Consider the following 25,889-nt stretch of genomic DNA (forward strand, 5'->3'; position numbering starts at 1 on the left):
GCACCGCAAAGGCCCGCTTGCCCTATAATGAATGCCCATGGACGACAAGCGAAACATAGCATTCTCCCCGCCCGATATCGGCCAGGCCGAAATCGACGCCGTCGCCGACGCGATGCGCTCGGGCTGGATAACCACCGGACCGAAGACGAAGGAGCTCGAGCGAAAGCTCACCGAGTTCACGGGAGCCGCAGGCGTCGCTTGCCTCTCTTCGGCGACCGCTGCGCTCGAATGCGCCCTGCGGGCGCTGGGGATCGGCGAGGGAGACGAGGTTATCACTTCGGCGTACACCTACACCGCCTCATGCTCCCCCATCTGCCACGTGGGAGCCACCCCCGTGCTCGTCGACACCGCACCCGGCTCGTTCGAAATGAACTACGCCGAACTCGGCGACCTCATCACCGAACGCACGAAGGCGATCGTTCCTGTCGATATCGCCGGAAGGATGTGCGACTACGATCGCATCGAGGGGGTGCTTGCAACAAAACGGGTGCTCTGGAAGCCGGAAAACGACCTCCAGCGCCTCTTCGACCGCGTCATCATCGTCGCCGACGCGGCCCACTCGCTCGGAGCCGACTACCACGGCAGAAAGAGCGGCTCGGTCGCCGATTTCACGACGTTCTCGTTTCATGCCGTCAAAAACTTCACCACAGCCGAGGGAGGCGCTCTCGCCTGGCGCGATGCCGGTTTCGATTCAGATGAGTTCTACCGGGGAATCATGCTGCAATCGCTTCACGGACAGACGAAGGATGCGCTGGCGAAAACGCAGGCTTCCGCCTGGGAGTACGACATCGCCTTCCCGGGCTGGAAATGCAACATGACCGACATCCAAGCCGCAATCGGCCTCGTACAGCTCGAGCGCTACCCCGCCCTGCTCGCCCGCAGGCGCGAGATCATCGCCCGCTACGAAAAGGGCCTCGCCGACACCGATGCGATCCTGCTCGGGCATTACGGCGGCTGGGCTAATTCAAGCGGCCATCTCATGCTCGTGCGGATGCCGGGAAAAAGCGAGGCGTTCCGCAACGCGGTCATCGAGGTCATGGCCGAAGACGGCGTCGCGACGAACGTGCACTACAAACCGCTCCCCCTGTTCACCGCCTACCGCACGCTCGGGTTCGACATCGCCGACTACCCGAACGCCTACAGGCAGTACTGCTGCGAGATCACGCTGCCGCTTCATACGAAGCTTTCCGACGACGACGTCGACTACGTGGTCGCCTCGTTCAAACGCGCCCTCATCGAGGCGGATAGCAGAGTTTTGCAGGAGTCCGATTGATGTACGCCCGCTTCGGCAAGAGGCTGCTCGATATCCTGATCGGAATCGTCGCTTTACCCTTCGTTGCCATCATACTGCTCATCGTAGCCCCGTTCATCCACTTCGAGGACAAGGGGCCCGTCTTCTACAACGCTCCGCGCATTGGCAAAGGCGGCCGCGAATTCAAGATGTACAAGCTGCGCTCCATGAAGGTGAATGCACCCGACCTCACGATGCCCGACGGCTCGACCTACAACGGCGCCGACGATCCGCGCATGACCCGTATGGGTACGTTCATGCGCAAAACGAGCATCGACGAACTGCCCCAAATCCTCAACGTGATCAAAGGCGATATGAGCCTGATCGGCCCCCGCCCCGATCTCGAGAGGGAAACCGAGCTCTACGAAGGCGACGAGCGCGAGAAGCTCCTCGTAAGGCCGGGCATCACCGGATACGCCGCCGTGAGCGGCCGCAACTCGCTGCCTTGGCATGACCGGCTTGCGCTCGACGTCTACTACGTGCGCAACATCTCGTTCGCGCTCGATGCGAAGATATTCTTCAAGACGTTCGCGGTCGTCTTCGCCCGCGAAGGCGTCTTCGTCGACGAAGACGAGAACGCCTGAACCCCGGCCTATGCCGTTTCGGGAGCAGCCTCGAGAGCGCGGTTTTCGGCCTCTTCCGCATCGAGGAGCTTGTCCTCGGCTTCGAGCTGCTCTGCTTTCTTGACCGCGAGCAGCATGGCAAACGCGATCGCGCATATCCCCGCCGAGAGCTTGCCGATGAGCACCGGCACGATCATCGAAGGCTGGAAGTTGGCAGTGAAGGAAAGATGGTCGCCGAACAGAAACGCACAGCAGACCGCGAAGGCAAGCGTGATCACCTTATCGCGCGCCTTGAGGTCCTTGACCATGGCGAGCAGCGCAAGCACGTTTGCCGATGCAGCGAGCAGCCCGGTTGTCGCATCCGAGCTCAATCCGAAAACCCCACCTATTTTCGCAAGAGGCTTGGCAAGATACCTCCTGATAAGGTACACCATCGGAAACGCCCCGCACAGCATCATGCCGATTGCACCCGATACCTCGAGAGCCCTGAATATATCCTCTTCGTCAGCGATGATCGGATCGAATCCGAACGAGCCGAAAACAGTCGTAAACACGCCGGTAAAGTATTCGATGACAGCCAGCACGAACACGAGTTTGAGCACGCTTTCGAGTACGCGCCCAAATACGATGAAGCCTTTGATCATGGCATCCGGCGCAAACCGCAGCCCCAGGGCAAGGGCGACGCAGATGATGATGAGGGGAACAAGGTTCAATCCTATTTGTGCGAAACTCAAAGCAAGCTGATACGTCGCTTCGGAGTTGGTCGAAACAACCTCGCGAATAACGGGGTTCGCAACGGCGATGATGACGCTTCCCACCAGCACGCCGATCGGAATGGCCAAAAGCCCGCTCATAACGCCGAGGGCCAGGTACTTGCGATCTTTTTTCTGCAGCATCTTCAAAGCAACGGGAATGGTGAACACGATGGTCGCACCGGCCATATACCCCGTGATCATAGCCATCATCCAGCTCTCACGCGTTTGCGCAAGGGCGTCGGCGAGCTGATAGCCCCCCATATCGACGGCGATGAACGTTGTGGCCGCCATCGCAGGATCGGCGCCGAGCGCCCCGTACACCGGACCGAATACCGAACTCACGAATGCAGTCAAATACGGTGCAGCAGCCATGATGCCTGCGACGGGCAAAAAGATAGGCCCGATGGAATCGATGCCCGCCACAAACTGCTGCCCAAGCTCGCTTTCGGGCTTGATTACCGACGCAACGGCACCTGCAAAGGCACATGCCATGATGATGTAGACCACGATGGTCCCGAACAGTTCCATATTGCTTCCCTCTCTCGCATGCCGCGGCGGCGGCAGAACAAACTAAAGCCGTTGATGCATGTATGCTAGAAGACGATCCCGCGATGCCCGTCCAGAGCTGCCTACAAAGCCGCCTCGTAAAGCCCGATGGCATACCTGCCATACGTCTTCGCGGCGCGATACCACAGGTAGAGCCATTCCCCCACGGGATCGCCCGACGACTCTTTGTAAAGAGCCCAGACAAACCAGTAGTACGCACTTATCGCCGTATATGCGAGACAATGGCGCATCTCCGCTTCCGTCGGCTTCCCTTTGAAATACTCGGAAATCACGCCTCTCGCTTCATCGAGCGTGTAATCGGAACAGCAGATAAACGTACCGAGATCACTCGCGTAATCGGACATAGCCGAGTATTCCCAATCGATAAGGTACATGAAGTCGTCGCGGACGAGGAAGTTCGGATTGTAGAAATCGTTGTGGCACAAGCAAGGCTCAACTCGATCCGACTTCACGAACCGATCGAGAGCATGTGCTCGATCGGACAGCTCATCGAAATCGGGGAACGACGGATATGCCCGCTCTCCGAGCAGAACAACGATTTCCTGCGCCTTCTCGTACACATCAAAGTACCACTCGGACTTCTCTCCGCTTCCATGAAGCCTGCGTGCAAGAGCTAATCCTCTCTCAACATGCGAAGGATTGTGGTAGTCGAAATCTACGCAATCAGGCAGATACCGAGACAGCTTCCACCCCTTGCGAGGATCTTCGTATATGAACGTATCGTCGATGCCGAGCCTTTTGGCGACCTCCTGCGAATACGCTTCGCTTTCCCGGTTGATGATCTCAGCGGTTCCTGCGCCGGGATGTCGGTAGACGTACAGCCCGCCAAGGCACCCAAATCGAAACGAGAGGTTGGTGAGGCCCTCTTTAAGCGGAGCAATATCGACTATATCGATACGCTCGCACTCGAGAACGCTGCATATGTTGTCAAGAATCTCCGAATCGACGTTGTCGATAAAATCATGATCGAAGTCCCTCAGATCATCAAGGGAGTCGAACTCGAAAATAACACCGGGCTCGAAGGGGCGCATAACCATATCGAGATCTTTGATATGGTCGATGTAAATGTCCTCCCAAAGCTTTCCTGCGGTTTCGGGTTTTCCATAATCATCTTCCAAGAACCTCTTGAAGCGGTTTGAAAAATCCCGATCGAAATACACATGCCCAAGCATGCCGTAGGAATCGACGCCACCCACCGTAACCTTGACGATCCGGTTCCCCGGTCCGACCGTCAAGCAGTATTCGTCGGTCTCGCCTTCAAAATACTGGGCCGAATAGTACGCCTGATACTCGTACGGAGAAAAGACGTTCTCGGTGAAGTAGTCATCGGAAGAGCAGATGTACGTATTGCCAAGCTGCTCCTTCACCAGCATCAACGTAGAGTTGTTGTTTCTCGTCACGTAGTCGTCGTTCACTTTGATGGTAACGCCGAACGTATCCTCTAGATAGAAAAACGCTTCTTTCATGTACCCGACAACCACCGTTATGTCGTCTATGCCGGCCTCTTGGAGCTGACGTATCTGCCGCTCGATGAGCACCTCCCCCCGAACCTTTAAAACCCCTTTGGGCTTATCGTAGGAAATAGGGGCAAACCGCGACGAGAAACCCGCCGCCATGATGATCGCGTTATCGACGCGATACGGCTCCAATGCGGCAAATCCCGCAGGCGTAACCTCGTAAGATTTATCGAGAAGCCCCGCATCCAGAAGATTCTTGCACGCCGCGTTGGCCGTTCCAAGCGACGCGCCGATCGCTTCGGCGATATCGCGCTGCGACCCGACCTCGCGCAAAGCGCACGTCGAAAGAATCGAAAATTCGTTCTTCAGTAACTGCATGAAATATCCCTATCGTATTAAGCGTTCACAATAAGATATTTTACGATAATTTTGAACAATATTTACCAATAATTGATAAATATTTGTTCAATTCATATAAACTGTATTAATAATTGAACCTATGATACATAGGCGGCATCGATTTCCTGGAGTTCTCGGAATGTATCTATCTCGGCGATATCGTCAAACGAGCATTCCCTGATGCGCACGGTATAGTGCTCCGAGAAGTACCTCAACGCAACCTCGTCCCAATAACGCTCTTTACCGCCCGGCATTTCATAGGTTGCAACGATATCTCGAGAGAGCTTTTTCCCGTCCTCTGCAGTCCAGTACGAAATCCCGAACATATGATGGCAATCAACTCCCCCAACCGTCAGGTTGGTGATGACGCCGCGCTTCGTTTCGAAGCACCAATCATCGGTAACCTCTACGGGAACGCCGAGATAGTTGGAATCGTACTGGTACTTGGAAACGAGCTTGGGATTCGAAAGCAAAAGATCGGATTCGAGCACATAGGCGTTCTCGAGAAGGTCTTTAGCCGCCAAAGCAGACGATATGTTGTTTGCTTCGTTGTACTGGGGATTCTCTATGAATCGAATGTTCGGGTACTGATAGAGAAGCTGATCGAACTGCTCGGCAAGATAGCCGCGAACAACGTATACCTCCTCGATACCGGCCGCGTACACCGCATCGAGAAGCGAATCGATAATGCGTCGGCCATGCACGCGAATAAGGGGCTTGGGGGTATTGAGCGTAATGGGAACGAGCCTCGTGCCAAACCCGGCCGCAACAAGCACAGCCCGTTTTACCCGATACGGCTCCAACTCCTCGAGCCCACGCGAAGTAAGCGCAGCTTCATCGATAAGGTTGCGCTCGACAAGCTCCGACACAACCTTGTTTACCGTTCCAACCGAAAAGCCAACCGCTGCCGCAATCTCCCTTTGAGTCATGGGCGAATCGCTCGCCTCGAGGGTTGATAGTATCTTGAACTCTTTATACTCTAGCGAACCGCGCATTCCTGCCTGCTCCTTATTGCCCTTTTAATACCCGCCATTATCAGTTTAAGCACAACGTTCGTGCCGAGAATCATCAGAGAAACAAACGCCGTGCATTCGGTAAGCCGTTGCGCATCAAGGTCGGTGATGAGCAGCGCAAGCGGCATATCGAGCGTCGTGGCCAAAAACGCCACCGCCGAAATGGTCACCATGCAGTTAACGAAAAAGTACGAAAACATTTCAACGATGGTCTCGGACGTCTGAGGAATGAGAACATCCTTCAGAATGCTCGCCCGACTGATCCCCATGGTCGAGCCGACGGCTTCGAGATTTTCATTTACCTTGCCGAGCGAATTGTAGGCCATGAGGTACGGCGACGCAAAGAAGTGCACCAGATTTGCAAGAATGAGTATCGCAAACGTGCCATAGATGAAGGTCCCCTTGAAGAACAGCACATAAGACAAGCCGAGAACGATGCCGGGGATGGCGAGCGTTGTTATGGCAACGAGATGCAGGATCTTCGCCGAGCGACCCTTTATCCGCGCCGTAATATAGCCGGCGAAATAAGCAAGCAGCGTACCGATCACCGATACCGCAAGGGCGATCAGCAACGAGTTCACCCAATAGTCGCCAGCGTTCATATTGAAGGATCGCCCGACGTTTGCAAAGGTAAACGATAGGTCGATCGGATACTTGGTCACGAACGACACGATTGCAAACGAGCAGAGCGGCAGCAGAATGAACAAGGACATGCCCAAGCTCATCAAGTAGCCGAGCGCATCGCGTACCCGGTTTTTCGCAATGGCAAACCCCCTTGATACAAAAGAGAGCTTTCCCTTGTCGGCATTGAGCATATCGACGAGAAACGCTACCACGGCGGGAATGAGCAGTACGAAACCGATAGCAACACCGGTATCAAAATTCATCAGACCAATGACCTCCTGATACATGAGTACCGGAAGCGTCGTGCATTTGCCTCCCACCATAAGAGGAACGCCGTAATCGGTTACCACGAGCGTGAACGTGGCGAACACGGCCGATATGAGGGGCTTGCGAAGATACGGCAACGTGATGCTCAGAAACTGGTGCGTCTTGGGAATACCGAGAATATCCGCCGCCTCGTAAGGCAGCGCGTCCTCGTATTTGAGCACATCGTAAACAATAAGGAAAGCCGAGGGAAACGAATAGAGCACCGAACCCATAACGATGCCCCAGAACCCGTAGATGGACCCGTCAAGGAAAAACAGGTTCGTGATGATGCCGTTCGAGCCGAAAAGAAACACCAAACCCATTCCATGGGCGAGCGACGGAATGAGCATCGGCAGCGTCATGAGCACGCCGATCGCCGCCTTCCCGCGAATATTGGTGCGGCAGAGCACCCAGGCCATGGCGATCGCCAGCCCGACCGCGATAACCGTCGACGTCAACGCCACCGCAACCGAGTTGATGCATGCGGTAATAAACTGTTCGGTACCGAAAACCGCCTGGGCTCCGGGGTTCGCGAGGTTCGCAAACAGCCCCAGCAACGGCAGGATAGCCGCAAACAAAAAGAAAAGCGCAAGCACAATGCGCGTTACCGTGAGCCTTGCCTTTCCTCCTCCCACGATATCCTACGCCTCCATGAATCGCGCGAGAGAATCCATCTTGATGCGAAGGTTCTCGACCACGAAATCGGACACGTACTTGTCAGCCGGATTCGCTATGATCTCCTCGGGAGTCGCCAGCTGGTGGATCCTTCCTTCGCCCATCACCATAACGCGATCGGACAAAGCGAACGCCTCTTCCTGATCATGGGTGATATATATCATCGTCGTGCCAAACTCACGCTGAATGCGCTTGAGCTCGCCGCGCAGCGATAACCTTGTTTCCACATCGAGAGCGCTCATGGGCTCGTCGAACAGAATAATGTCCGGATTGAGCGCCAGCGTACGCGCAATGCTCACCCGTTGCTGCTGGCCTCCGGATAGCTGGTGGATCTTTTTGTCGAGGTGCTCCGAAAGCCCCAACTGATCGAGTACCGCGGTAGCGACTTCACGACGCCGAGACTTGAGTTCGGCATTGAACCTGAGCGCATACTCGACATTGCCTAAAACCGTCATGTTCTCGAAGAGTGCATAGTCCTGGAATACAATGCCCATATGCCGCTCATCCGGCCTTGCGCGCGTGATGTCCATCCCGTCAAGCGATACCGTACCCTCGTCAGGGGCAAGTAGACCGATGAGAATCCTCAGCGTAGTCGTTTTACCGCACCCCGACGGGCCGAGAATCGAAAGGAATTCTCCGTCATACACATCGAAATCAAGACCGTGAAGCGTATCGGACCCATCGAATCGCTTGGTAAGTCCCCTAATGGACAGCTTGGTCGTTTCGCTCATGGTTCAGTACTTCCACCTCTCTAGGAGCCGCTTCTTCTCGTCGATATCGAAAATGCCCGTCATATCGGCGTACTCGGCATCGGTTGGATAGTTCTCGATGGAGGTATCCTGCTCAACAAATACCCGATCGGGAACAAACTCCTGCTTATCGAGCAATATCCCCTTCTCGTACATCCAATCCATAACAGCTCGAACGGCCGGCTTGCCTTCCTTGCCCTCGATCACGGCAACTCCGTTCATCGTCCAAGGAGACCCCTCTTCGAATTCGACTATCTCGATCGGAACGCCTTGGTTGATCTCGGAAACAGCCTGATACGTAAGCCCCATGCCAATAAGCGCCTCGCCCTGGACGAGCGCGTTGACAGGACCCGAACCCGAAGAGGTGAACTGGTAAACGTTTTCCGCAAGAGCATCGAAATAGGCGAACGCCTCATCCTCTCCCCGTTCGTTCACGAGGCTTTTCACAAAATTGTAGCCAGTACCCGATGATTTGGGGTTCGGCATGCAGATGAGCCCTTTGTACTGGGGATCGAGCAGATCGTCATACGATTGCGGCACCGAAAGCCCGCGCGACTCAAGAGCCTCTGCGTTCACGGCGATACAGGCGCTCTCTCGCCTGAACGGAAGATATTTGCCCGTTCCGTCAAGGAGGTCGTCCTCGAATACGCTGAAATCGTAATCAAGGGGAGCAAGAACATCCTCGATCTGGCGAAGATACCCTCCCTCAAGCATGAGAATGATGTCCGCCTCGCTCTGAACGCCCTCGTTCTTGATGCGGGCGGCACCAGATCCCGTCGAGACGTAATGCAATCGGATATCGTACTCCGAAAGATCCTCGTGCATGGCGGCGAGCAGGAGCTCGTTGGCTTCGCCCTCCCCGCATGAGTAAATGACGACCGTGTTCTCGTTAGCCGAGCCGCAACCTGGCAACAGCATAGAAGCGGCGAACAGGCAACCGACGGCTATCGCCCCTCGACGGGTTATGGATCGCCCGGAATAACGACGCATTTCAAAACCCTGTTCTGTACATGTTTGAATAAGCATGCCAGTAAGTGTAGCGTGAACGTTCAATTATGTAAAGGAAAAGTCAAATCTGAACATGATAGGGAGCTAAAACCTGCACATCCCTTCGAAGGAAGCCGACAGGCTGCGGCCTCGCGAACACGGAGCTACCGTATGGCGCCGCAGCCTCCCCCGCTCTCGACAACCGATCGGTAGAACCGCTCGAGCCACCGAGCCGATTCCCCGATGCCGAACCCCCGCTCGCCAACCTCCGCAACATGATCGTGTCGCGCGTTCGCTTCGCGAAGAAGGGCAACGACCTCTAACGCCCACGCATCCGCACCGGCATCGAGCGGCATGCGCTTTGCCGAATCGACGAGCATTGCAGCCTGCGGCACACCCGTCGATGCCACAACGGGAAGGCCGGTCGCCTGCGCTTCGATAACGGCTATGGCCAACCCCTCCTTGAACGACGGGAACACGAATGCATCGAACGCCTTGAGCAGACCCGGCACGTCCTCCCTCACACCGAAAAAATCGACTGCATCCGCTATGCCGAGCTCGCATGCCTCCCGCTCGATCTCCTCGGCAAGGGAACCCCGGCCAACGCATGCGAGTCGCGCGCGCGGAAGTTCTTTTCTCACCCCCGAGAACACCTGCAACAAAAACCGATGGTTCTTTACCGGATCGAGCCTCCCCACGTGGCCTACGAGCGGTATCTCTTCATCGTAGCCGTACGCCTTCTTGCATGCCTTATGCATGGCGTCGTCGCAACGGTATAGATCAAGGTCTATTCCGTTTTTAAGGATGCTGAAGTTCGGGCCTTCCGTAACAAAGCGACCGAACCGATCACGGCCGGCCTCCTGCGAGCAGGCCATAAAGTAATCGGCAACGTACCGAGTTGGATACGAGAGGGCGCGAAACGCTATCTCGGAAAGGCTCACGGGGTATTTCTGGGCATGGCTATGGGCTATCGCGAAGCGATCCGCCCGTCTTGCCTCCGACAAATAGAGCGCCGCGCTACTCCCGATATGGCCATGGACGATCGGATGCTCGCCGTGCTCTGCAAAGAACGCGCGGAACGCCTTTCGATACGCGCGCGCGTTCGTCCCCTTGAACCTCGGAACACGAAAGATCCGTCCGCCCAGCGCTTCTATTTCCGCGTCGTAATCGCACGCCCTCTCTTCATGCACGACGAAGTCGAACTGTATAAGGGAGCGGTCGATCGCCCGGTACAGGTTCATGATCATCGTTTCGGCGCCGCCTCGGTCCATCGCGCCGATCACATGCAGGACCCTGATCATCGCCGTGTCGCCTCCCTTGGATCCGACTCAGCCCCATCATCCGTTTGCTCGGCGGCGATGCCCTTTTCCACGGCGGATCCACCATCCCCGATCCCCGCACGAGACCTCCTCACAAGCGCCACCAGGAGCACCGCAACACCGACAAGGCACGCGGCGGCGCCGGCAAAGCTCACGCCGTTCATGCCCCACAAGTTCACGCACAGAAAGCTCAGCGGAATCACGACTGCGAACGCCGCCACGTTGCCGAGGAAGTTCGCTTTGAAATCACGCAGAGCTATGAGCAAATCGCCGAAAAACCAAAGATAGGCCGTCATGATCGTCGAGAGGATGATAGGCTGCAACAGGTAAACGTAAGGAGCGATACTCTCGCCGTATAGCAGCTGAAGAACCCATGAACCGAAAAATTCAAGTGCAACCGAGCAAACGATCCCCACGCACGCAACGCCTGCGACGGTTTTGAGGAGCAAGAGTCTGAATCCCGCCCTGTCGCCACCGAAGAATAGTTTCGGGAATATATCCAGAAGGGGGCCGTACAGATAGACAGCGCCCATCTGTATGACGAGCGCAGGCGCGGCAACCGCTTGGTATATGCCGAGCGCCTCGTCTCCAACCGCCCAGAAGAGGTATTGCTTCGGCACCATGAAAATGGCGCTCGCCGCCACCGAGGCGAGGACCGCCGGGAACAACGTTTTAAAGAAGAACAGGGCCTTCTTTCGACCGATACCGATCCTGAGCTTCTCGAATTGGCTAGCCTTCGGGATATCGAACAAGAACAGAACGCCAAGGGAAAGCACCGTCATCGCGATGATGGCGATATCGAGGCTGCTCGTAGCCAAATAAGCCCCAACAAAACCCGCAAGAAGAGCCACCCCCTGTGCAATGAACGATTTGCCAATGTAGTCCATCCGACGGTTCTGCTGGTCGAGCCCGTGCAATATGTCGATCAGAAGTCCAACCGACTTGTAGATGAAAAAGAGGGCAATGGTAAGGAGCGCCTGCGGGTTCGTAAGACACGAGTACGCCATGCAGGCAACGAACGCAATCCCAAGCGTTATGCAGCGAAAGCCAAAGTACTCCCCTAGCTCGTTTTCCCGCTTGATGTCGGAAATCTGATACGTACCCATCTTGTAGTTGGCGAACGTACCGAACGTCCCGACGACCGTCATAGCAATGCCGAGCAAGCCGCTGTCGGCAAAACCGCCCATCCTCACAATCAGGACGGTCATGAGCCACTGGCAGCCAAGGTAAGTCAGCGATCCGACCGAATTCCAGATCATGTTCGCTTTGATCGACAATTGCTTAACGCTCATCGTTGCACCCTTTTGCAAAGCTGTCCGAACGGGCCCGAAGCGGATCCAATAGCGTCGTCACAGGGCATACGCCTCGAATACATGCACGTCCCTGTCTTCCTCCGCGGGAGGTGTGCGCCAATCGCCATACGTTTTCGTCAGGTATTCCTCATAGCTTTTCGGAATGAAGTAGCGGCGATCCTCGAACGGCACTTCAAGCGGCTCGAACCATGCTTTGGGAAGCAGCGTGCCGGCAACGTACTCCCCAATGATGTCACCGTAGAAATCGGTCTCGCGCGCACATGCGTTGCGCGCGTTCTCGTCGATCTTCCGAGCGGCAGCATAGGGATCCATACGCGAGAAGAACGGATGGGCGATGCGCTTCACCAACTTCACGAACGGACTCGAACCCACCGACGGGTCCGCCACCATCAGGCTTCGCACGAGCGCGAGCCGCGTTCCCCGCACATACGCCCTATCGCGAGCGTTGGGGGCTTCGTCAAGCGGGAAAATATCGACCCATACCCCTGTCGCATAGGTTTTTTGCACGAAATTCTCGTATACCTTCGTCGTCTTGTCGACCACCTTTACGAACGGGTAGATTCCGCTTTTGTCACGGTATGTCGCAAGGCCGAAGCGATCGGATGCTTTCGCTGCATCGAACTCCGCGATCAAACGCTCGTAGTCCGCTCGGGGCATCAAGATGTCCATATCGTCGTCCCATGGTATGAAACCGCCGTGACGCACAGCGCCAAGGCAGCTGCCGTATGCGAGAAAGTACGAAAGGCCCTTCTCTCTGCAAATGCGATCGATTTCATCCATGATTTCGAGCTCGATGCGCTTCATGTCATCGGTGGTGATTCGCTCCATCCTCGTCCTTCCGTCAAACCGAAGCATGCGCATCGATGGCGCCGCTGCCAAAATCGAGAACAAGGGGCGCGTGGTTCGTTCTCAGCTCCACGGGGGGTATTTCCCTATACGTCGGACCGTACCACGTCTCAAGATACGTTTTAGAATCATGGGGTATGGGCAGCGCAATTCCCTCGAACTCGCAGATAGCGGGAGGCAAAAGCGTCTCGATCGCGAACGGCGGATCGGGAGGATACGACATGGCGGCATAGCAGCCAGCCACCCCCCCTCCCTCGGCAGCTCGCGCTGACTCGTCGAAGGATCGGGCGATCCTCTCCGGCTCGAACAGCATCCGGCATATCCGGTGAGCAACAGCACAGGCGGCTCGCTCGAAAGACCCGAGCAGACCCCCATGAGGCACCTGCACGCTCTTCGCGTGATAAAGATACGACACACGCTGCCAAAACGTGCAGCGTGAAAACTGCTTCTTTCTGGCTTTTCCATCGGGAAAAACAGGGTCATACGGAAACACGTCGACGAATATGCCCTGATCGAATGAGGCCTCGATCGTCTCTTGCGTGTAAAACTTCGTTCCCCGTTTCCAGACCTTGGCAAAAAGAGGAGCGTAGCCCGGGGTAACGCCCGGAATGCCGATCTCGTATTCATCGCCAAGATCCTCTTTCGCCGCTTGGAGGAATCGCTCGTAATCGTCTCGGAGCATGCCGATGTCGATATCATCGTCCCACGGTATGAAACCGCCGTGACGTACCGCGCCCAAGGCGGTACCGGAATCAAGAAAATAGACAATATCGCGAGCGGCGCACAGCTCGTCGATTCGTTTGAGTATCGCAAGCTCTTCAAGCTGCAGAGCTCTCAGCACTTCGTCATCGTACGTCATTATCGACGCTTTCCCGCTTCGTCTTATAGCGCTCATGCCGATCCTTGTCGCGCAAGGCTATCTCCTGAGCAAGAACGTCAAGTCTCTCCCTCAAGCTGGAAACCTCGACGGTGAGAGTAAAGCATTTGATAAGCAGAAGAGCGATGACGCAGAGGAAGATAAAATTCGAAGGCGACTCGATGCCGATGAGACCCGAGAAGAAGAACACAACCGAGGGGAACACCGCCGCGATAACCAACGCCACGGCGAAAAGGAGCCAGAATACGGAATTAGCAACGCTCATCTCGGTTTTCTTCAGCTTGCGAAGCACGAACGCAAAGACGACAATCGCGCCGAGAACAAGGACGATACGATAGTTAATGCTCATAGGCGCATCACCTGAGCCACTGTACGATCAGAATCGACACGAACGCGCGTGCCATGTACATAATCGATTTCGAGAAGCTCAGATAGCTTTCGCCCGTCTCGCGCTCCCTCATCTCCACCTGGACCTCCACGACCTTAAACCCCTTGCGAATGAGGTTGGCGAGCGTATCGGGCTCGGGACCGAAATCGTAGCGCTTCACGAACTCGGCCATCGCCCTTCGGTTGTACATGCGCATACCCGACGTTGGATCAGAAAGCCTCTTGCCCGTTGTGAGTCTGATGAGAAACGATATGAGGGCCGAACCGGCCATGCGAGCAGAAACGTCTTTTTTCTTCGTTACGAACCGCGAGCCGATGACGATATCGGCACCCGACTGCTCCATCGCTTCGAGCAGGGGCTTGATGTATTCGGGACGATGCTGTCCGTCGGCATCGAACTGGATGGCGCAATCGTATCCTTGGCGGTCGGCATACTTCATGCCCGCCTGGAAGCCGCTCGACAAACCGACGTTCACGGGAAGATCGAGAAAGTTATAGCCCTCTCGGCGGCACAGATCGCCCGTCCCGTCCGTTGACCCGTCGTTGATGACGAGGATATCGACATCGGGTGCAACCCGATCGAGCTCTCGTATCGTTTCGACAATACAGTCCTGCTCGTTGTAGGCAGGTATGATCGCAAGTAGTTTCATGGCTCCATTATAGTCTACGTACCCGATGCCTCACCGCGCAGAACAGCATCTGCACGAATAGCATCGCACCATCCGCAAAGAAGAACAAGTATAATGCTTGTCGGCGCTCGTGGCGAACGAACGCGCCCTGAACCCGATCAACTGCACAGGAGGAACCCGTGCCAACCGAGACAAAGCCCTGTATCTGCATCTTCTCGGCGCTGTACTCGCCAGCCGTCGGCGGAGTCGAAACCTATACGGGCAACCTGGCACGCGCGATTGCCGATCTCGGGTACCGCGTCATCATCGTCACATCGAACACCCACGATGCCGCCCCAAGGGAAAACGACGGAACCATCGAAATCGTCAGGTTGCCGTGTCGGCCGCTTTTGGGTGGACGCTACCCCGTGCCGCGCGCAGATCGTTCGTTCAAGGAGCTGTGGTCGTGGCTCGGACAACAGCAGATCGACTACATCATAGTGAACACGCGATTCTACCTGCTGTCGAATCGCGGTCTCCGCTTTTCCCGAGAACGCGGCATCACCCCGATTCTCATCGAGCACGGGTCCGCGCATCTCACCATGGGAAACCCCCTGATCGACAAAGGCGTTGCATTCGTCGAACACGCGCTGACAAGCATCGGCAAGCGCTACCGCGCATCGTACTGGGCGGTATCGGCAAAATCGAGCGCTTGGCTCAAGCACTTCGGCATAGCGTCGCAGGGAGAACTGTCGAACTCGATCGATGCCGACGCGTACTGCGCGCAGGCAAGCAAGCGGTCGTACAAGGACGAGCTCGGCTTATCCGCCAGCGATTTCGTCGTCGCATTCGTCGGACGACTTGTGCCGGAAAAGGGGGTAAAGGAACTCGCCCAGGCCTCCCGCCTGCTCGAAGACAGAACCGACATATCGTTCATCGTCGCCGGAGACGGCCCCCTGAGCGAAGCGGCGTCGCAGCAGGCATCAAGCAGGATGCACCTTCTCGGTCGCCTCGATCCCCCCGACATCGCGGCTCTGCTCGCGCAATCCGACATTCTCTGCCTCCCCTCGCGCTCCGAGGGATTCGCAACTTCGCTGCTCGAGGCGGCGGCATGCTGCACGACCGCCGTCGCCACCGAAGTCGGAGGCGGAAGAGAACTGATGCCCGACGAAGCTTACGGCACCATAATCCCGAACGCAGAGCCTCAGACAATCGCGGATGCCATTCGCCGAGCAGCCGATCACCCCGGGCAAACCGCCGACAAAGGCCGACTGCTGGGAAAACTCGTACGAACCGATTATTCCTGGGAAAAAACAGCGAGAAGGGCAATCTCCGCATGCGAGAGGGCTCAGCGGGAAGCGGCCGGCGAAGCGACGGAATAGCCTATTCGACGACAGGCCTTCCTATCGAAACATAGCGCACGCTGGTGCCCCGAAACGCATCGAGGGAATACATGTTGCGTCCGTCGTATATCTCGGGAGTACCCATGAGGCTTTGATACTGATCGGCAGTGATCGAAGCGAACTCTTCCCACTCGGTAAGGATGAACGCCATATCGGAATCCCGCAATGCCTCGTACGGATCTCCAGCGTATTCGAGAACGCCCAAAGATGCCGGATAGCGCCCCTCGAACGCAGGCATGCCGCACGGATCGTACAGCACCGTTTGCGCACCTTCGTCAAGAAGCATGCGCACTACGTCAAGAGACGGAGCGTCTCGAAGATCGTCGGTATCGGGCTTGAACGTGAGACCGAGCACCGCAATCCGCTTGCCCGCAAGAGATCCGTAACGCTCCTTGGCTTTCGCTACGAGCATCGTCTTTTGGGCGGTATTCACCTCGATGGCCGCCTTGATCGTCTTGATTTCGTGCCCGTGGCACGTGCTCAGCCAATGGAGGGCCTTCGTATCTTTGGGAAAGCACGAGCCGCCGTAACCGATACCCGCCCGTAAAAACTTATCGCCGATACGGGGATCTGCCCCCATACCCGCAGCAACGCGCTCGATATCGGCGCCGACCACATCGCACAGGTTGGCTATCTCGTTGATATAGGATATTTTGAGTGCCAGAAAATCGTTGCTCGCGTACTTGACCAACTCGGCGCTGCGGAGATCCATGACCATCACCGGGGCATCGAACGGCTGATACAGAGCACGCATGAGATCAGCGGCGTCGTCGTCCTGAACACCGACAACGATGCGGGCGGGATACAGCATGTCGCGTAGCGCAGTTCCCTGCGAGAGGAATTCGGGGTTCGATACCACGTTGAACCGTCGACCCGGGGCAGAGCCCGCTATATCGTCGAAATAGGCCTGGATGCGATCATTCGTCCCCGGCGGAACGGTTGACTTGACGACAACGATGCATCCCCGCTCTCTACTTTCGGCTATCTGGTCGCACGCCTGCATGACATACGACAGCTCGGCAGAACCGTCGGCTTTCTCGGGCGTCGGCACTGCAACGAAGATAACATCGGCGCTCTCGTACGCTTTGCGATAATCGGCAGTGAACTCGAGATTGCACGACGATTTCGCCATAAGTTCCTCGAGGCCCGGCTCGAACAGCGGCGATGCACCGCCTCTCAGCAACGAAATCTTGCACTCGTCGATATCGAGACCGATTACGCGATGGCCCTTCGAAGCGAAAACAACTGCAGCGACAAGGCCTACGTACCCGGTTCCGCATACGGTGATGTTCATCCTGATTCCTTCTTCGACAATACGTCTTTTATCGCACAGGGAACGGCCATGACCCTCCGCCCGACCGCATACGTATGCGAGTCCAGCACCTCTTGCTTTTCGCGCTGAAGCCGATCGATCGCCTCGTCGCGCCACGCTAGCTCGCCGTTCAACGCAGCAGTATGCTCGCGCAACCAGGCAACATCGCTCTTCAAGTGAGCGACTTCGGATGCGAGCAGCAAACCCCTGCACTGCGCTCCAAGGCGATCGGTCTGCAAGATTTCGGCCGCCGTTCGCTCCCTCTCATCGAAATAGAACCCCCTTGAGGCGTCCAGGGGCAACTTTGGCGCAAGCCGCTCTCCCATCTCTCTCACAAGCCCGTTGCGTGCGTCGTCTTCAAGCGTCTCAAGGTTCCACAGGGAGAAGTTGAGACACCAATTGACATAGCTCCGCTCGAAAATGTCGTACATATCGCGGTCTTCGAGTCCCTCGCCGATGGCTATAGCAGCTTTGATCGCATTGGCCCACGATTTGCTCCTCGTGCGTTCAAGCGATGCGGCATTGTTCGTTCGATGCATGACAAGCGGCTCGTCGACAAACGCAATAGCATCCGCAAGCATGAGCGCCATGAATACGAAATACGCGTCGTTCGTGGTCCGCAGATCCTGGAATGCCAGATCGTGCTCCCGAACAAAAGCGGATCGAAACAGCTTGTCCCACGGCCAACCGACGCAAAAACGGAACATGACATCCCGAAGCGAACGTCCCGAATACACCTTGGCGGGATCGACGAAAAGCAAGCTGAAGTCGATTGGTTTGACTTCTTCGGTTATATCGTCGAAATAATTCGAGCGGCATATTGCAACATCGGCACTCGTTTCGATGGCCCGCGCAACCAAGCTTTCAATCATGCTCGGCTCGAAAAAATCATCTGCGTCGAGAAACGCCGCATATTCGCCGCGGGCGTGAGCGAACCCATGGTTTCGAGCTACGCCCGCATAGCGATTCTCTTGAGTGAGAACCGTTATGCGGGCGTCTCCTGCCGCATGTAGGCGTATCCGATCAAGCGTATCGTCGCTCGAACCATCGTCTACGACGATGATTTCAAGATTAGCGTACGTTTGGGCTTCGATGCTTGCCAGGCATCGATCGATGTACGAACCCACGTTGTATGCGGGAACGATTACCGATACGAGCGGAAACTCCGCTCCCGGCGATTGACCGTCATCAACCATGCTGCTACCTATCTTCCCCAAGTCTCCTCGCAACGATCTTCAGAGTTTCCGCAAGCCCATCGTACTTCGCGTGAAAGCGGAACAATGCAAGAGAGCCGCCGCTCTGCGCCTTATTATAAGCCGCCTGCTTTTCGATTTGGAAGTTGTATTCGGCACAATACGCTTGCGGGTCGGCCATAATCTTATTGACAGCCGTCCACTCCTCGGGCCAGAACAGCGATTCGTCAAGCTCGCCTTTGGCGGATGCCTCCCGATATTCGGCCGCATAGCGTTCGAGAAACGGCATTTGGAACTCGGGGGCCAAAAGCGAGAAGGCGAAGTTCAGGTTGTGCATCTTCTTGTAATGGAACACCCCGATGAAGCGTTGCTCAAGCGCGGGATGAGCAGCCAGAAAGTCTCTGATCCACGCATACTCGTCGGGCATGCAGAACACTTTGTTGTTCTGGTTGATCGACGACGCCGCATTGTCCTGGCGGTAGCAGTAAAATGCCTCGGGCACCGCGTATATCCGCTTCGCCCAGCAAAACGTCTGGAACCAAAACCCATTATCCTGGTACGAGGCGCCGGGGCTTTCATGGTGCCTTATGTTGTGCTCGCGGATAAAATCGGTGCGGTAGATGCCGGTCCAGTTAAGCATCTGCATATTGAACACGTCGAGATTATCGGCAGGGTTCATGACCGTATTGTAGTACTCGCTGTGCGGAGTCAGCTTCTCCTCCCAGAATACGCGTTCGCCGTTTGCGCCCGTCTTGAACTTCGTGAAGTCGGAGCGAACGAAATCGACGTTGTTTTCTTCTGCGGCCGCATAGAGCTTTTCGTACATGGTTGGAAGAATGTAGTCGTCGGATTCAACGATGCCGATGTACTCGCCCGTCGCCATGTCCATTCCCTTGTTCATGCTATGGCCGTAGCCGCCATTGGGTTTGTCTATGATCACGATGCGCGAATCGCGCGCGGCGTAGGACTTGATAACATCGAGCGTGCCATCCGTCGATCCGTCGTTGACGCAAATCGCTTCTATGTTCTCCAAGGTTTGCCCCAAGACGCTATCGAGCACCTCAGGGAGGTATGCCTCGACGTTGTAGCAAGGAATCACAATCGAAACAGCTGGCCGTACGGCCCCTTTACCCTCGCTCATAACCCGTCTTCCTCCTTGTCGTATCGGTCCGTTCCGCCTCTCGGGCATCCGCAAACAAAAGAAGTGCGCCGCGGTCCTTCGCAAGTCGCTTCTCGTCCCGCTCCTCGCCCTTGATCTTATCGATGGCCCAGTAGACCACATCGCCTATAGCGGATTTGAACCCCCTCTTCTGAGCTTCAGCGAAAAACGCCGTCACGTAGCTGAGGCGGGGATGCTTCTCATTCTCGCGCGGGTTGCAAGGCGCATTTCCCCCGAGCTCCGCGAGAAGGCTTTCGTATCGTTCGATGCAGTCGGGCATGAGAGTAAAATACGCTGTTCCATGATACGAAAGCTCGATCTCGGGAAATCCGCCGCCTGCCAGCTTCTCGATGAGTTCGCGGCGAACCGGCCCCTCGGGAAGCGTTTCGATATTCCAAAGAGTGTAGTCGAAAGCCCAATTGAGAAAACCCCACGACATTCGCTCGTAGCGAACGGGGTCTTCCTTCAGCTTTTCTTTTAGCAGGCATATCCCCCGATAAAACTCAGTCGGATTGGCGGTGCGGGTGTTTGACACCGACCCCGTGCGGTTGACGCGATGCCTGATGAGCACTTCATCGAAAAAGCTCATTCGCTCAGCTAGCACGAGCGAGAGAAACACAAAATACAGATCCTCGCTATTGCTCATAGCGGGAAATCTGAGACTATGCGCTTCTATGAACGAACGCCGATACAGCTTATCCCAAGGCCACCCGATAAACGCCATGAGAACGTAGTCGTACATGTCCGAACACGAAAACGGGTCCTTTGCGGGAATCTGTTCGACCTTGGCTGTCCACGGAGCTTTCGAAACGGTTTTCGTACGATGATCGTACTCCGCCGAGCGGCACACGACAACATCGGCTGCCGTATCGATAGCCCGGCCGTGAAGCTTCTCGATCATCTCGCGGTCGTACAGGTCATCGGAATCGAGCAGCATAACGTATTCGCCGGTAGCCAGATCGAGGCCCCTATTGCGAGATTGCGCTGGACCAGCGTTTTCCTGGGTGTAGACAGAAACCCGATCATCGTCGGAGGCATATGCTTCGAGAATCTCAAGCGACTTGTCCGTCGATCCGTCGTCAATGCAGATAACCTCGAGGTCGCGATACGTCTGCTCAAGCACGGAGTCCATGGTTTCCCGCAGGCACGACTCCATGTTGTACACCGTAAGGACTACCGAAACTCTATCCGCCACACCAACTCCTCAAATCAACATCGCTACGTCTGAGCGGGAATCGTATTTCCCGTTGACGTATGATCTTAACAATACAAGGGGAACCTAGCCAACGAAAACGGGCAAAGAAACGCCTATTTCACCTTTTCAGCATCACGCCCCGAGGCCTTCTGCCTCGAGAAGCCCCCAAGGGCCCTGCATGCGCCAGCCAGCCCCTGTGCTCTCAACCGAACAGCGAACTCCCGAGCAAGATGGCGCATATAAGGCCATGATGACAGCTTTGGAGTATCGGTCCTCCCGATCTGCTCGAGGTAAAAGCGCTTTTTCGCAGGAGAGAGCTTGGGGTGGCCGAGCACGAGATCCTCCCTCATCGTGAGAAGGACATCGCGTATGCCCGCCTTGATGCGAGGGCTCTCCCAACCCCCTTGCGCAATGATATCGTCGATGTAGTTGAAACCCCGTTGGTAATGAGCCTGCCACACGAGTGGGTCGTCCACCCCGCAAGCGGCAATGCCTTGAGTCATGTCCTGCCACCTGGCCAAAGGCATGGCAAGCCGCTCCTCGTCAACGGGCCTCCCCTTGCCCCCTGAAAGCTCGTTGCGATAGCAATAATGCATTGCATCGAGGTATACGATACGTTCAGCCTGGCAGAGGGTATCGACGAGAAACGGATTATCGGCCCAGCCGGCACCAGGATAAGCGTGAAAGCGGATACCCCGTTGCGATAGGAACTCGCGCCGATACAACGCGGACCATATCGCGGGGTGCCCTTCGAGCAATTCGGGGAGCTCATCGACGGTATGAACCGTGCGCGAGGTAGGAAGCCGTTTATACAGATACCCCGAAACGATACGTTCAACTGACGGATCGTCCCAATCGATCACATCGAACCACGCTTCCTTCGCCACGTCGATCTTCCCGGAAAACGAATCGACGAATGCGAGCAGGTCCTCGTACATGGTTGGCAAGAGATAGTCATCCGGCTCGACGATGGCAACGTACTCCCCCCGCGCAAGGTCAATTCCGCGATTGCACGTCGCACCGTAGCCTTCGTTTTCCTTGTCGACAACGCGCAATCGCCCGTCACGGGCCGCATGATGCTTCATGATAGCGAGGGAATCGTCGGTCGAACCATCGTTCAGGCAGATGATTTCCATATCGTTCATCGTTTGCGCACGAACGCTGCTCAGGCACTGATCGAGAAAAGCGCCTACGTTGTACACGGGAACGATAACCGATATGCGGGGAGCCTTGCGCGACGTATCCATGCTAGCGCCCCATGATCGCATCAAGCCTGGCTGCGTCGACGCCGAGATAATGCATACCGAGAGCCTGCCGATATCGCGCAGCGGTTAAGGCGGCAAATGCGGGGTATTCGCGCTTGAGCCACAAGCGAAACTCTTTCGCACGTGAAGCGCCCCGCCGCCTGTCCTTGTCGAATATGAGCAGCACCTTGTAGTGGGTATTGATGAGCAGCTGGGTTTTCCTCACCAGGTACTCGTGAATAGGTGCGCTGAAACCATCGGTTTCCGAGAATCGCAGCAACTCCTTCACGACCGTTTCGTGATGCGAATACCGCTTCACCCAATTCTCGGCAGCAACGCTTTGGTTCGCGTTGCCAACAAGATACTGGTAGATCTCAAGGGGAATAAACGTAACCGTATCGGCAAAACAAGTTGCTTTGACGATGTATTCGTAGTCGACGTAGAAGATGCCCTCGAGTATGCTGATGCCATGCTCTCGCAACAGGGAGGTCTTCACCGTCAGCGTATGAATGGCTATGAACGATTCCGTATCATGCAGATTGCATATGTCGGCAAACTGCAATTCTTTGTCCACCTCGATATACGCTGGCAACTCCACGAGGCTACCGCTCATCGAGCCCATATCGACCTCGCGTTTCTCGTCGACAACGATATCGGAATCGATGGAGCGAAGCCTATCGAGCAAGGTGGCAAGATTGTCGGTGTCGACCCAGTCGTCTCCGTCCACAATGCGGAAATACGTTCCTGCCGCATGGGCGATACCGGCGTTGATGCCCGACCCATGACCGCCGTTCTCTTTATCGATGAGCCTGAAGATCGTCGGATGGGACTCGACGTAGCGCAAGGCGATCTCCTTGGTCGAATCGGTCGAGCCGTCGTTGACGATAAGAACCTCGAGATCGTCTGCAAACCGGTCATCCGCAAGAGAACCGAGACCTCGCTCAAGGTACGCTTCGACGTTGTAGCAGGGCATGGCGATGGTGAGAAGCTTTCCCATGGCTAACTATCCCCCTTCCGGCCAAGCCGCGAAAGGGTGTCGTACGCCTTGAATTCGTACCGCACGAGCGACGGGCAATGCCTGAGCTGCCAAGCCACCGCCTTCTTTCCGAAAGACAGGGGGGATTCCATAAGACGGCGATAGTTTTTCTCGAAGTCGTCGAACAACCGGGTCACCGTACCGTCTTCGTCGAGCGCCGGATCGACGACTCCGAACCGAGCCCATTTGACGAGAAGCGAAAACGAGCTTTTCGCCGCACGATCTTCGGCGAGCTTCAACACGCGGTCGCTGCCGAGCGCACGCGCAAGTTCGACCATGAGGCGATCCGCCTCGATGAGATCGAGACCCCGCCTGTCGAGACCGCCGTTCGAGATGCTTCCGATATTTTGGAAGTAGAAGTATTCGATGCGATTCGAAACGGCAACTTGTTTTGCATTCGGAAGAAGCTTGAAGTTGGCGACACGGTCCTCACACGTCTTGCCGACGGGAAAGCACTCGGGGCCGCATGCGTCGAACAGACTGCGACGATACAAACGGTTCCACACCGCATAGCGCTCATCGAAAAGCATTTCGGCGAGCGCCTCCTCCGCAGTCAAGGTTCGCACGCACTCGTTCGGGTTATCAACCTGCCGCTCACCCGAACAGAGCACGTATTGAATCTGAGCTACGTCGCTTTCGGTTTCCGTTGCGACGCGATGCAGGGTCTCGAACATAGTGGGGGCGATCCAGTCGTCAGAATCGACGAAGCCGATGAATTCCCCGATCGTTGCAGCCACCCCGTCGTTACGCGCCGCGGACAGGCCCTCGGTTCGCACATGACGCAAAACCCTCGCCCACGGATGCCGCTGCGCAAAAGCATCGCACAACGCCGCAGAGCCGTCGGTCGAACCGTCGTCAACGAGAATGACCTCCTTGTCTTGGAACGTTTGCCGCTCAAGCGACGCCAAGCACCGAGGCAGAAAGCTTCCGGTGTTGTACACGGGTACTACAATGCTGACGGCAGGCGCAGACATGCTATTCCCTCATCGACCGATAAGCGGCGCATACCTCTTCGACCGTACCGTTCATACGCAGATGGCCCTTCTCGATCCAGATGGCTTTCTCGCACACCCGCTCCACCTGCTCGATGCTATGGGACACGAACAGGACCGTCGTGTTGTGCTTCTCGATAAGCTCGCCGATCCGCTTCTCGCACTTCTCCTGGAAGAACATATCACCGACCGAAAGCGCCTCGTCGACGATAAGGATATCGGGCACGATGACCGTAGCCACCGAAAAGGCGACGCGGGCGATCATACCCGACGAATAGTTTTTCATGGGAAGATCGAGGAATTCGCGTACTTCGGCAAAATCGACGATTTCCTCGAAATGCTCGTCGATATAGCTTTTGCGATAGCCGAGAAGCGCGCCGTTGAGGTAGATGTTCTCGCGCGCGGAGAGCTCCATATCGAAACCCGCCCCAAGCTCGATGAGCGGTGCGATGTTTCCGTTTATGCTGCAAGCACCCTTCGTCGGCTCGAGCACCCCGGCAACGATCTTGAGCATGGTCGATTTGCCGGATCCGTTCGTGCCGACGATTCCGTACACGTCGCCTTTATGCACCTCGAAGCTCACGGTATCGAGCGCGATGAATTCTTTGAAGAAAAGCTCGCGGCGTGCAAAGGCGATGAAGAACTCTTTAAGGCTGTTGAGTTGCTGGCTCGCCATGTTGAACACCATGGTAACCGCATCGACCTTTACGGCAAGATCGAGCTCGTCCATTTCCTTGGAGCCGAGCGGGCGGGCTAGGTTCTTGTTTTTCTTCATATCGACAACCCCACACGGTTAGACATAGAGGATGAATTTCTTCTGCGACCGGTTAAACACGGCAACGCCGACCACCAGCGTGATAGCCCCCATCGCAAAGCAAACGAGGTTCATCTCGAGGCTCGGCGTTTGAGCCCACAGAGCAATCTCGCGAAAATACGTCACGTACTGGTACATGGGATTGAACTCCATGATCGCAATCATAAATTCAGGCAGCCTCTGGATGGGATAGAACAGAGGTGTGGCATAGGTCCAAGCGGTGATTACGACGCCCCACAGGTGAATGACATCGCGGAAGAACACCGTAAGCGTAGCAAGAATGAGGGCGAGCCCCGTGCAGAACATGATCATATAGACGAGCAGCAGCGGCAGGAACAGAATATTCCACGTTGGCGCCACCTGGAAAAACAACATGACGATGACAACCGCAATGAGCGATATGACGAAATTCACGAGTTCGAAAATAACCTTCTCGAGAGGGAACACCATCTTGTTGATACGAATCTTCTTAATGAGCGATGCCGACTCGATGATCGACATCATGCCGCCGTTCGTTGCCGCAGCCATAAAGTTGAACAGCGTCGTCCCAAGAATGAGATAGAGCGGGAAGTTCTCGATATCGCCCCGAAACACGAACGAGAACACCGCCGAAAGCACGATCATCATGAGCAAGGGGTTGAGAATGGACCATAGCACGCCCAGAACACTGCGACGGTACTTGAGTTTAAAGTCCTTCGAGACAAGCGATGAGAGGACGAAACCATCCCGTTTGAAATTGAGGTGCCTCGTATTCATATATGCTGCAAGCCTTCGCTTTCATCCAGTTCATGCAAACGAATAACCA

24 protein-coding genes are annotated in these 25,889 nt (G+C 55.9%); 3 read left to right on the plus strand and 21 right to left on the minus strand.

The window, feature by feature from the left end:
* The first annotated feature begins 37 nt into the window (after nucleotides 1-37).
* Nucleotides 38-1,273: a DegT/DnrJ/EryC1/StrS family aminotransferase gene (locus C1722_RS06070; protein WP_102378448.1), complete on the plus strand. Its 1,236-nt coding sequence runs from the start codon at nucleotides 38-40 to the stop codon at nucleotides 1,271-1,273.
* The gene (locus C1722_RS06075) at nucleotides 1,273-1,875 is read left to right on the plus strand and encodes a sugar transferase (protein ID WP_102378449.1); all 603 of its coding nucleotides are present in this window, start codon (nucleotides 1,273-1,275) and stop codon (nucleotides 1,873-1,875) included. Before C1722_RS06070 ends, C1722_RS06075 begins: the two co-directional genes overlap by 1 nt.
* 8 nt (nucleotides 1,876-1,883) lie before the next feature.
* Here the strand turns inward: C1722_RS06075 and eutH are convergent, their stop codons facing one another.
* From eutH to C1722_RS06135, 12 genes are all read right to left on the minus strand, one after another.
* Nucleotides 1,884-3,137: an ethanolamine utilization protein EutH gene (eutH, locus tag C1722_RS06080; protein WP_102378450.1), complete on the minus strand. Its 1,254-nt coding sequence runs from the start codon at nucleotides 3,135-3,137 to the stop codon at nucleotides 1,884-1,886.
* 101 nt (nucleotides 3,138-3,238) lie between these two features.
* Nucleotides 3,239-5,011 carry an NTP transferase domain-containing protein gene (locus tag C1722_RS06085; RefSeq protein ID WP_102378451.1) on the minus strand — a complete coding sequence of 591 codons (1,773 nt, stop codon included), beginning with the start codon at nucleotides 5,009-5,011 and terminating at the stop codon, nucleotides 3,239-3,241.
* A 119-nt stretch (nucleotides 5,012-5,130) separates the two neighbouring features.
* A complete protein-coding gene (locus C1722_RS06090) occupies nucleotides 5,131-6,027 on the minus strand; it encodes a sugar phosphate nucleotidyltransferase (protein WP_102378452.1) in 897 nt (298 codons plus the stop codon).
* Nucleotides 6,012-7,610 (minus strand): ABC transporter permease subunit, encoded by a 1,599-nt coding sequence (locus C1722_RS06095; protein WP_244902463.1) that lies wholly within the window; start codon nucleotides 7,608-7,610, stop codon nucleotides 6,012-6,014. The genes C1722_RS06090 and C1722_RS06095 overlap by 16 nt, the downstream gene beginning before the upstream one ends.
* 6 nt (nucleotides 7,611-7,616) lie before the next feature.
* The gene (locus C1722_RS06100) at nucleotides 7,617-8,381 is read right to left on the minus strand and encodes an ABC transporter ATP-binding protein (RefSeq protein WP_102378454.1); all 765 of its coding nucleotides are present in this window, start codon (nucleotides 8,379-8,381) and stop codon (nucleotides 7,617-7,619) included.
* 3 nt (nucleotides 8,382-8,384) lie between these two features.
* Nucleotides 8,385-9,317, minus strand: a complete 933-nt coding sequence (locus C1722_RS06105; protein WP_244902464.1) for an extracellular solute-binding protein — start codon at nucleotides 9,315-9,317, stop codon at nucleotides 8,385-8,387.
* 233 nt (nucleotides 9,318-9,550) lie between these two features.
* Nucleotides 9,551-10,687, minus strand: coding sequence for a glycosyltransferase (locus tag C1722_RS06110; RefSeq protein WP_102378456.1), 1,137 nt, complete (start codon nucleotides 10,685-10,687; stop codon nucleotides 9,551-9,553).
* Nucleotides 10,684-11,997 carry a lipopolysaccharide biosynthesis protein gene (locus C1722_RS06115; protein ID WP_244902465.1) on the minus strand — a complete coding sequence of 438 codons (1,314 nt, stop codon included), beginning with the start codon at nucleotides 11,995-11,997 and terminating at the stop codon, nucleotides 10,684-10,686. The genes C1722_RS06110 and C1722_RS06115 overlap by 4 nt, the downstream gene beginning before the upstream one ends.
* A gap of 57 nt (nucleotides 11,998-12,054) precedes the next feature.
* Nucleotides 12,055-12,846: a LicD family protein gene (locus C1722_RS06120; protein WP_102378457.1), complete on the minus strand. Its 792-nt coding sequence runs from the start codon at nucleotides 12,844-12,846 to the stop codon at nucleotides 12,055-12,057.
* Between the two features lie 13 nt (nucleotides 12,847-12,859).
* A complete protein-coding gene (locus C1722_RS06125; RefSeq protein WP_102378458.1) occupies nucleotides 12,860-13,723 on the minus strand; it encodes a LicD family protein in 864 nt (287 codons plus the stop codon).
* The gene (locus tag C1722_RS06130; RefSeq protein WP_102378459.1) at nucleotides 13,710-14,090 is read right to left on the minus strand and encodes a DUF2304 domain-containing protein; all 381 of its coding nucleotides are present in this window, start codon (nucleotides 14,088-14,090) and stop codon (nucleotides 13,710-13,712) included. Before C1722_RS06130 ends, C1722_RS06125 begins: the two co-directional genes overlap by 14 nt.
* 7 nt (nucleotides 14,091-14,097) lie before the next feature.
* Nucleotides 14,098-14,778, minus strand: coding sequence for a glycosyltransferase (locus C1722_RS06135; protein WP_102378460.1), 681 nt, complete (start codon nucleotides 14,776-14,778; stop codon nucleotides 14,098-14,100).
* Between the two features lie 158 nt (nucleotides 14,779-14,936).
* Between C1722_RS06135 and C1722_RS06140 the strand changes: the two genes are divergently transcribed.
* Complete coding sequence (locus tag C1722_RS06140; RefSeq protein ID WP_102378461.1) at nucleotides 14,937-16,118, plus strand: glycosyltransferase family 4 protein; 1,182 nt, start codon at nucleotides 14,937-14,939, stop codon at nucleotides 16,116-16,118.
* A gap of 1 nt (nucleotide 16,119) precedes the next feature.
* Here the strand turns inward: C1722_RS06140 and C1722_RS06145 are convergent, their stop codons facing one another.
* From C1722_RS06145 to C1722_RS06185, 9 genes are all read right to left on the minus strand, one after another.
* On the minus strand, nucleotides 16,120-17,433 hold the full coding sequence (locus C1722_RS06145) for a UDP-glucose dehydrogenase family protein (RefSeq protein ID WP_102378462.1): 1,314 nt from the start codon (nucleotides 17,431-17,433) through the stop codon (nucleotides 16,120-16,122).
* Nucleotides 17,430-18,647 carry a glycosyltransferase family 2 protein gene (locus C1722_RS06150; protein ID WP_102378463.1) on the minus strand — a complete coding sequence of 406 codons (1,218 nt, stop codon included), beginning with the start codon at nucleotides 18,645-18,647 and terminating at the stop codon, nucleotides 17,430-17,432. Before C1722_RS06150 ends, C1722_RS06145 begins: the two co-directional genes overlap by 4 nt.
* Nucleotides 18,648-18,651: 4 nt before the next feature.
* Nucleotides 18,652-19,785, minus strand: coding sequence for a glycosyltransferase family 2 protein (locus C1722_RS06155; RefSeq protein WP_180995058.1), 1,134 nt, complete (start codon nucleotides 19,783-19,785; stop codon nucleotides 18,652-18,654).
* On the minus strand, nucleotides 19,772-20,998 hold the full coding sequence (locus C1722_RS06160; protein ID WP_102378465.1) for a glycosyltransferase family 2 protein: 1,227 nt from the start codon (nucleotides 20,996-20,998) through the stop codon (nucleotides 19,772-19,774). Before C1722_RS06160 ends, C1722_RS06155 begins: the two co-directional genes overlap by 14 nt.
* 113 nt (nucleotides 20,999-21,111) lie before the next feature.
* Nucleotides 21,112-22,245 carry a glycosyltransferase gene (locus C1722_RS06165; RefSeq protein WP_180995059.1) on the minus strand — a complete coding sequence of 378 codons (1,134 nt, stop codon included), beginning with the start codon at nucleotides 22,243-22,245 and terminating at the stop codon, nucleotides 21,112-21,114.
* A 1-nt stretch (nucleotide 22,246) separates the two neighbouring features.
* Nucleotides 22,247-23,239, minus strand: a complete 993-nt coding sequence (locus C1722_RS06170; RefSeq protein ID WP_102378467.1) for a glycosyltransferase family 2 protein — start codon at nucleotides 23,237-23,239, stop codon at nucleotides 22,247-22,249.
* A gap of 2 nt (nucleotides 23,240-23,241) precedes the next feature.
* Entirely contained in the window at nucleotides 23,242-24,252 is a 1,011-nt protein-coding gene (locus C1722_RS06175; RefSeq protein ID WP_102378468.1) for a glycosyltransferase, read from the minus strand.
* A 1-nt stretch (nucleotide 24,253) separates the two neighbouring features.
* A complete protein-coding gene (locus tag C1722_RS06180) occupies nucleotides 24,254-25,045 on the minus strand; it encodes an ABC transporter ATP-binding protein (protein WP_102378469.1) in 792 nt (263 codons plus the stop codon).
* Nucleotides 25,046-25,063: 18 nt separating this feature from the next.
* Complete coding sequence (locus tag C1722_RS06185; protein ID WP_102378470.1) at nucleotides 25,064-25,840, minus strand: ABC transporter permease; 777 nt, start codon at nucleotides 25,838-25,840, stop codon at nucleotides 25,064-25,066.
* Nucleotides 25,841-25,889 lie beyond the last annotated feature (49 nt).

Source organism: Raoultibacter timonensis, from assembly GCF_900240215.1.
GTDB classification, from domain to species: domain Bacteria; phylum Actinomycetota; class Coriobacteriia; order Coriobacteriales; family Eggerthellaceae; genus Raoultibacter; species Raoultibacter timonensis.